An 8,284-nucleotide genomic window follows, 5' to 3' on the forward strand; every position below is an offset into this window, starting at 1 on the left:
CGCCGGCCGACAGCCGCGCCAGTTCGTCGGCCTGATGCTCGTGGATCAAGCGCCCGATCAAGCCATCCAGATCGCCGGCGATCACGTTGGGCAAGTCGTACAGGGTCAAACCTTCGACCCGATGATCGGTGATCCGCCCCTGCGGGAAGTTGTAGGTGCGGATGCGCTGGCTGCGGTCGCCGCTGCCGACTTGCAGGCGCCGGTCCTGGGCCTGCGCGGCCGCGGCCTTGGCCGCCGCGGCGTCGGCCAGCATCGCCTGCAGGCGCTTGAGCGCTTTGTCGCGGTTGGCGTGTTGGCTGCGTTCGGTCTGGTTCTCGACCACCACGCCGCTGGGGATGTGGGTGATGCGGATCGCCGATTCGGTCTTGTTGACGTGCTGGCCGCCGGCACCGGAGGAGCGGAAGGTGTCGATCTTCAAATCGGCCGGATTGATCTCGATCGGCTCGCCCTCCGGCTCGACCGCGATGATCGCCACCGTCGCCGCCGAGGTGTGGATGCGCCCCTGCGATTCGGTTTCCGGCACCCGCTGCACCCGGTGGGTGCCGGATTCAAACTTGAGCTGCGAGTACGCGCCGCGGCCTTCGACCCGGGCGATGATTTCCTTGTAGCCGCCGTGCTCGCCGGCGTTGGACGACTCGACTTCGACCTTCCAGCCGCGCCGCTCGGCATAGCGCGCATACATGCGGAACAGATCGCCGGCGAAAATCGCCGCTTCGTCGCCGCCGGTGCCGGCGCGCACTTCCAGATACAGGTCGCCGTCGTCGCGCGGGTCTTTCGGGATCAGGTGCGCGAGCAACTGCGCGTCCAGCTGTTCCAGGCGGATCTGCGCGGCGGCGATTTCCTCATCGGCCAACTCGCGCAGTTCCGGATCGTTGCGCATCGCCTCGGCCGTGGCCAGGTCGGCCTTGGCCCGGACTTCCTCGGCCAGCGCCACTGCCACCGGTTCGAGTTGGGCGAATTCGCGCGAGAGCTTGCGGAAACGCTGGTTGTCGCCGATCACGCCGGGATCGGCGAGCAAGCGTTCGAGTTCTTCGCGGCGTTCGGCCAGGGCTTCGAGTTTGCGGCGCAGGGTGGGGGTCATTCGGGAACCGGGATTCGGGAAGGGGATTCGGAAGGCGGAAAGCGAAAGCGACGCGAGGACGTCAGCTAACGTTCGCCAGTCGAATCCGCTTCGGCCGATCCCGACGCTCCGATGTCCGACCCCGGACTCACCGCCGGGAACAACTTGTCCGCCGCCCGCGCCAACTCCGGATTGCCGGTCAACGCGGCCTCGCGCAGGGCGATGGTCGGTGCGTGCAGCAAGCGGTTGGTCAGAGTGTGGGCGAGGAAGTTCAGCACTTCGGCCGGATCCTGGCCGGCGCCGAGTTGCGCGCGCGCCTTGGCCAGCACTTCTTCGCGCGCGGCGTCGCCGTGATCGCGCAGGCGCTTGATCGGCGCGGTGCGGGTGCTCGCAGCCAAGGTTTCGACGAAACGCGCGACCTGCAGGTCGACGATCGCCTCGGCCTCGGTCGCCGCCTCGCGGCGGCTGCGGCGGTTGTCTTCGATCGAGCGTTCCAGATCGTCCACGGTGTACAGGAACACGTCCTTCAGATCGGCCACGTCCGCGGCGATATCGCGCGGCACCGCCAGATCCAGCAGCAGCATCGGCCGATGCTTGCGCGTGGCCAGGGCCGCGGCCACCTGCGGCTTGCGCAGGATCGGTTCGCGGCTGGCGGTGGCCGACAACACGATGTCGGCTTCGCCCAGATGGCGGTCGAGTTCGCTCAGCGGCAGCGCCACGCCGCCGTGGCGGGTGGCCAGATCCTGGGCGTGGGCGAGGGTGCGGTTGGCGATCAGCAGGCGCTTGGCCCGCGCCTGGACCAGATGTCGCGCGGCCAGCTCGACGGTTTCGCCGGCGCCGACCAGCAACACGGTGGAATCTTCCAGGCGCGCGAACGATTCCTGCGCCAGGCGCACCGCGGCCGAGGCCACCGAGACCGGGTTGGCGCCGATGCGGGTGTCGGTGCGCGCGCGCTTGGCGGTCGAGAAGGCTTGCTGGAACAGCCGGTCGAGCTGGCTGCCCAAGGTGCCGGCGCCGCGCGCGGTGGCCCAGGCGTCTTTCACCTGGCCGAGAATCTGCGGCTCGCCGAGCACCAGCGAATCCAGGCCGGTGGCGACCCGGAACAGGTGGCGCACGGCGTCGGCGTCGCGGTGGCGATACAGGTAGGCGTGCAAATCGCCGGCGTCGTCGGGATGAGTGGCTAACCACTGCGCCAAGGCGCGACCGTCGTCGTCGGCGACCGCGTACAACTCGGTGCGGTTGCAGGTGGACAGCAACGCGACCTCGCGCACCGGCGCCAGCGCGCGCAGCGCGTCGAGCGCCGCCGGCACCGCGTCGCCGGAAAACGCCACCCGCTCACGCAGGCTCACCGGCGCGGTCTGATGGTTGATGCCGAGGACGAACAAGCTCATGGGCGCGGGCGGATCGATCCTGGGCGATAGGCGCGGCAGGGCGTCGTCGCGGCGAAGCGAAAAAGTTTCATCGGACGGCGGGCGGCGCGGGACATCGGTTCAGGTGCTTGCGATAAGCTGCGGGCTGCTGAAGGCCGCCATTCTACCGGCCCAACTGGTCCTCACGTGGTTCTCTACGATTCGATTTGCTCGATCGGTCCAATAGACAGAACTGAAGACAAGCGCCGGGCGGTGGCGCCGGCTCGGCTGGAGGTGCCTTTGAGACGATTGGGATGGGTGGTTTTGGGGCTGGCGCTGGCGGGTTGGGGCTCTTCTGCCTCGGCGGCTACGGCGTCGGCGGGCCAGCCGACGACGGCTGACTTGGCCGCCACCACCGCCGCGATCCGCGCCCAGGCCGGCAAAGACCCGACCGGCGCCTCGCTGGAATCGCTGCTGAGCGGCGAGTTCTCGCTGCAGGCGGGCAAATTGAACGACGCCGCCAGCGCCTATCTGAAGGCCGCGCGCGCGGCCAACGACGCGGTCCTGGCCGAACGCGCCACCACCATCGCCCTGGTCGCCAAGCAGGACACCGTCGCCGCCGACGCGCTGGCGCTGTGGCGTAAGCTCGGCGGCCGCGGCAGTACGCTGGACGCCGCCGAAGCCACCTTGTCGCTGCGTCGCGGCGACGACCGCGCCGCCTTGCGCCAGCTCAACCAACTGATGGCCGCCGACCCCGAAACCGGCTGGCGCCAGGCGCTGGGCGTGCTGACCGCCGGCGCCAAGGATCCCAAGCAAGCGGCGCGGCTGCTGGAAAAGATCGTCGACGGCGGCAAGATGCCGCAGCGCAATCTGATGGCCTGGGTCGCCTTCGGCGGCCTGTCGCAGCGGCTCGACCAGCCCAAGCTGACCGAACGCATCGTCGAAGAGGTGGTCCGCCGCTTCCCCGGCGAGCCGCGGGTGGCGTTGCTGCGGGTGAGTCAGCTGCGCGAAGACGGTAACACCGAGGAGGCCGCCAAGCTGCTGGCCACGCTGGTGCCGCTGGCCGATACCGACACCAATCTGCGCGCGCTGATCGCCGAGCAGTACGAAGGCCTAAACGATCACGCCAAGGTCGCCGCGGTGCTGGCGCGCGGCCCGCAGGACGAACAGACCTACACCTTGCGCGCCTCGTATCTGGCCCGCGCCGAAGACAAACCCACGCTCACCAAGCTGTACGACGAACTGCGCAGCGATGCCGCCAAGCCCGATCCGGCCCGGCGCCTGTTGCTGGGCCAGTTGGCCGAATTCCTGGAGCGTTTCGATGAGGCGCTGAGCTGGTATCAGGGCGTGCCCGGCGGTTCGCAGCGCTCGGTCGCGCGGCTGCGCGCGGCCAACACCCTGCACAAGCTCAAGCGTTCCGACGAAGCCTACGCCAGCCTGCGCGCGATCCAGTCCGACGCCTCGGCCGACGACGACAGCCGCCGCGACGCCTACATCCTGGAAGCCACGCTGCGCGCCGAAGACAAGAACGTCGCCGGCGAAAACGACGCGTTCGCGCGCGGCCTGGCCGCGTTCCCGGACGAGCCCGAGCTGCTCTACGCACGCGCATTGAGCTGGGAGCGCCGCGACGACATCGCCCGCGCCGAAGCCGATTTCCGCCGCATTCTGGTCGCCGAACCCGACAGCGTCGCCGCGCTCAACGCGCTGGGCTACACCTTGGCCGACCGCACCACGCGCTATCAGGAAGCCCTGGAACTGATCGAACGCGCGCGCGCCGCCGAGCCCGAGAACTCGGCGATCATCGACAGCTACGGCTGGGTGCTCTATCGCCTGGGCCGGACCAAGGAAGCCGAAACCGAACTGCGCCGCGCGCTGACCATGCAGAAAGACGCCGAAATCGCCTCGCATCTGGCCGAACTGCTGTGGGAAACCGGCCGCCGCGACGAAGCGCGCAAGTATTTCGAACAGGCGCGCAAGATCGACCCGGAAAACCGTTCGTTGGTCCGGGCGTTGAAGAAGTACGGCCTGTGAGCGCGCTGATCGGAGCGGCCGCGCGATACCGTCGCGCCGGCCAACTGCTCGCCGCGAGCGCATTGATCGCATTGCTCGGCGCCTGTGCGCCGGGCGGAGTGAAGCAACCGCCGCCCGGCAGCGTGGTGCCGGCCGCCGACGCCCCAAAGCGCGAAGCCGCGCGCGCCGCACGGGTGCGCGCCCAGGCCGATTGGTCGCTGAGCGGCCGCATCGCCGTATCCAACGCCGGCAAAGGCGGCAGCGGCCGGATCGAATGGAGCCAGCGCGGCGATCGTTACCAGGTCGCGCTGAGCGCGCCGGTCACCCGCCAGAGCTGGCGCTTGAGCGGCGGCGCCGACGGCGCGCGGCTGGAAGGCCTGGAAGGCGGCCCGCGCGAAGGCCCGGATGCCGGCCAACTGCTGCTGGAAACCACCGGCTGGGACATCCCGGTTGCGGCGCTGAGCGATTGGCTGCGCGGCCTGCCCGCCGCATCGATGGCGCCGGCCAAGACCGCCCCGGGCGCGGACGGCCGCCCGCTGTCGATCGAACAAGGCGGCTGGAACATCGCCTACCAATGGCCGGCCAGCGGCGACCTGCCGTCGCGGCTGGACGCGCGCCGCGGTCAGGCGCGGGTGCGGCTGATCGTGGATCAATGGCAGGGCGGGGCGGCTAAGGCTGCGCTGCTCCCCGGCTCGATGTCGCATCCGCTGCGGGTGCAGTTATCGGCATTGAATCTGGACGATCCGTCCGCCGACATGCGCGCCAATGCCGCGCGGGGCGATCTGCGCCCGGCCGGCTTGGGTACGGGCTGGAACGCGATCCGTGCGCCGAACTGGGGCGAGCCGCGTTGGGACAGTGCGCGCGCCGATGCGCGTTTCGAGCAATCCGACCTGCGCCAAGTGCGGATGCTCGACGGCACCGATACCGACTACATCGACCAGCCGGCGCTGTGGGAGCGCGCCGAAGCTTATGCCGGCGCCTACAATGCCGCCTTGCGCAATTATTTGCGGATGAGCGCGGACGGCTCTGCCGGCATCGCCATTTCCCGCTGATCCGCGGCTTCGGACTTCTTATGCACGCCCCGACCGACCCCACCTGGTCGTCCTGGCCCGCCCCGGCCAAGCTGAACCTGTTCCTGCGCATCACCGGCCGCCGCGCCGATGGCTATCACCTGCTGCAGACCGTGTTCCGTCTCCTGGATTGGGGAGACACCATCCGTTTGCGCCCGCGCGGCGACGGCCGGGTGGTGCGCCATGGCGCTTCGGTGGCCGGCGTGGCCGAGCACGACGATCTGACCGTGCGGGCAGCGCTTTTGCTGCAAAAAGAATCGAATTGCACCCAAGGCGCGGACATCGTCATCGAAAAGCGCATCCCGGCAGGCGGCGGCTTTGGCGGCGGCTCATCCGACGCAGCCACCGTTCTGGTTGCTTTAAATGCCTTGTGGGGCGTGGATTTCGAGGTCGACCGGTTGGCTGGGCTGGGCCTGCGCCTGGGCGCCGATGTGCCGGTTTTCGTCCGCGGCGACAATGCCTGGGCCGAGGGAATCGGCGAAGTCTTGCACCCGATCGAGCTGCCGGCGGCCTGGTACGTGCTTGCCGATCCCGGCGTCCACGCGCCGACCGCGGCCTTATTCCAATCTTCCGAATTGACGCGGGATGCCGCGCCCGCGACAATGGCGGACTTCGTTACGGGTAAGCCGCTCGGGAATGCGTTCGAGCCGGTGCTGCGACAGCGCGAAGCCGCCGTTGAGGCTGCTTTCGCCGCATTGTCGCGAATCGGTTCGCCACGCCTGACCGGATCGGGCAGCGGGTGTTTCGTCGAATTCGCCACGCGCGAATCCGCCGAGGCGGCGCTGCTGGAGTTGCCACCGGGTCTTCGGGCCTGGACGGCCGGCGGAGTGCGGCGTTCTTCGCTGCGCGACGCGCTCGAAGCGCAAGTGAACAGCTGAACCGATTTTCCGCAGGGGCGTCGCCAAGAGGCCCAAGGCACCAGGTTTTGATCCTGGCATCCGTAGGTTCGAATCCTACCGCCCCTGCCATTTTGCCGACGGATTGGAGATTTGGGATTCGCGATTCGCAAGCCGCAGCGCTTGCGCAGTCGCGAATCCCAAATCCCGAATCCCGGCAAAAAACCGCCCGGTCAGAGCGAAGCGGAGTCAAGACAAGTGCAAAACGATCGCAACCTGCTGGTTTTCAGCGGCAACGCCAACCGTCCGCTCGCCGAGGCGGTGTGCAAGGAACTCGGCATCCGGCTCGGTAAGGCCCTGGTCGGGCGCTTCTCCGACGGCGAGGTCCAGGTCGAGATCGAAGAGAACGTGCGTCGTCAGGAGGTGTTCGTCATTCAGCCGACGAACGCGCCGACGGCCGAGAATTTCATGGAGTTGCTGGTCCTGATCGACGCGCTCAAGCGCGCATCGGTGGCCAACGTGACCGCGGTGGTGCCGTACTTCGGCTACGCCCGCCAGGATCGCCGCCCGCGTTCTTCGCGCGTGCCGATCACCGCCAAGGTCGCGGCCAAGATGTTCGGCGCGGTCGGCGCCGACCGGGTGCTCACGGTCGATCTGCACGCGGATCAGATCCAGGGCTTTTTCGACATCCCGGTCGACAACGTCTACGCCTCGCCGCTGCTGCTCGCCGACATCTGGCGCGCGCACGGCACCGACAACATGGTCGTCGTGTCTCCGGACGTCGGCGGCGTGGTCCGCGCTCGCGCGATCGCCAAGCGTCTGGACGACGCGGACCTGGCGATCATCGACAAGCGCCGTCCGCGCGCCAACGTCGCCACGGTGATGAACATCATCGGCGACGTGTCGGGCAAGACCTGCGTGCTGGTCGACGACATCGTCGACACCGCCGGCACCCTCTGCGCGGCCGCGGCCGCGCTGAAGGCGCAGGGCGCGCTGAAAGTCGTCGCCTACTGCACCCACCCGGTGCTGTCGGGCGCGGCGATCGACAACGTAATGAAGTCGCAGCTGGACGAGCTGGTGGTGACCGACACCATCCCGCTGACCGCCGCGGCCCGCGCCACCGGCCGCATCCGCCAGCTCAGCGTCGCCGAGCTGCTGGCCGAAACGATCCGCCGCATCGCCTTCGGCGAGTCGGTGAGCTCGCTGTACGTGGATTGACAACCGAATTTGCGGCAACCGGCTCCGGCCGGTTTTCGCGCACCGCTCACCTGGTCGCGGGTGAGCGTTCTTCCCGCCGCGAGGCGGGGTCACAACGCAAGACCTAACGAGTACATCAACATGTCCGATCACACCATCAAGGCCACTGGCCGCAACGTCGAGGGGAAGGGTGCGAGCCGCCGCCTGCGTCGTGCCGCCAGCATCCCGGCCATCATCTACGGCGGCAGCGCCGCGCCGCAGCCGGTCCAGCTCGACCACGAGAAGATCTGGCTCGCCAGCCAGCACGAGTGGTTCTACTCCTCGATCCTGAACCTCGAACTCGACGGCAAGGTGCAGCAGGTTCTGCTGCGCGACATGCAGCGCCATCCGTTCAAGCAGATCATCATGCACCTGGACTTCCAGCGCGTTGACGCCAACCAGGCGCTGCGCGTGGCCGTGCCGCTGCACTTCCTCAACGAAGACAAGTCGCCGGCCGGCAAGGCCGCCGACGTCGTGGTCACCCACGAGCTCAACGAAGTCGAAGTCAGCTGCTTGCCGAAGGATCTGCCGGAGTTCATCGAGATCGACCTCTCGAACCTGAAGGTCGGCGACATCGTCCACCTGTCGGAGCTGAAGCTGCCGAAGGGCGTCGAGATTCCCGAGCTGAAGCTGGGCAAGGAACACGACGTCGCCATCGTCATCGCCAAGCACGGCAAGGAAGAGGCCGAGCCGGCAAGCGATGCGCCGGCTGCCGACGTGCCG

Annotated in this window: 7 protein-coding genes and 1 tRNA gene; 6 read left to right on the top strand and 2 right to left on the bottom strand. The window is 68.4% G+C overall.

What is annotated here, in order from left to right; genetic code table 11:
* On the bottom strand, window positions 1-1,081 hold a 1,081-nt coding region (gene prfA / locus V7787_RS51380; RefSeq protein ID WP_336095232.1), incomplete at its 3' end, for a peptide chain release factor 1.
* Between the two features lie 65 nt (window positions 1,082-1,146).
* Window positions 1,147-2,451, bottom strand: coding sequence for a glutamyl-tRNA reductase (hemA, locus tag V7787_RS51385; protein ID WP_336095233.1), 1,305 nt, complete (start codon window positions 2,449-2,451; stop codon window positions 1,147-1,149).
* A gap of 258 nt (window positions 2,452-2,709) precedes the next feature.
* Here hemA and V7787_RS51390 point away from each other — a divergent pair, with 258 nt between their 5' ends.
* From V7787_RS51390 to V7787_RS51415, 6 genes are all read left to right on the top strand, one after another.
* On the top strand, window positions 2,710-4,440 hold the full coding sequence (locus V7787_RS51390) for a tetratricopeptide repeat protein (RefSeq protein ID WP_336095234.1): 1,731 nt from the start codon (window positions 2,710-2,712) through the stop codon (window positions 4,438-4,440).
* A complete protein-coding gene (gene lolB, locus V7787_RS51395; RefSeq protein WP_336095235.1) occupies window positions 4,437-5,471 on the top strand; it encodes a lipoprotein insertase outer membrane protein LolB in 1,035 nt (344 codons plus the stop codon). Before V7787_RS51390 ends, lolB begins: the two co-directional genes overlap by 4 nt.
* A gap of 20 nt (window positions 5,472-5,491) precedes the next feature.
* On the top strand, window positions 5,492-6,367 hold the full coding sequence (ispE, locus tag V7787_RS51400) for a 4-(cytidine 5'-diphospho)-2-C-methyl-D-erythritol kinase (RefSeq protein WP_336095236.1): 876 nt from the start codon (window positions 5,492-5,494) through the stop codon (window positions 6,365-6,367).
* 13 nt (window positions 6,368-6,380) lie between these two features.
* Window positions 6,381-6,457: transfer RNA gene (locus tag V7787_RS51405), tRNA-Gln, on the top strand.
* Between the two features lie 126 nt (window positions 6,458-6,583).
* A complete protein-coding gene (locus V7787_RS51410; protein WP_336095237.1) occupies window positions 6,584-7,543 on the top strand; it encodes a ribose-phosphate diphosphokinase in 960 nt (319 codons plus the stop codon).
* A 120-nt stretch (window positions 7,544-7,663) separates the two neighbouring features.
* On the top strand, window positions 7,664-8,284 hold a 621-nt coding region (locus V7787_RS51415; RefSeq protein ID WP_336095238.1), incomplete at its 3' end, for a 50S ribosomal protein L25/general stress protein Ctc.

The sequence above is a fragment of the Pseudomonas sp. CGJS7 genome (assembly GCF_036961695.1).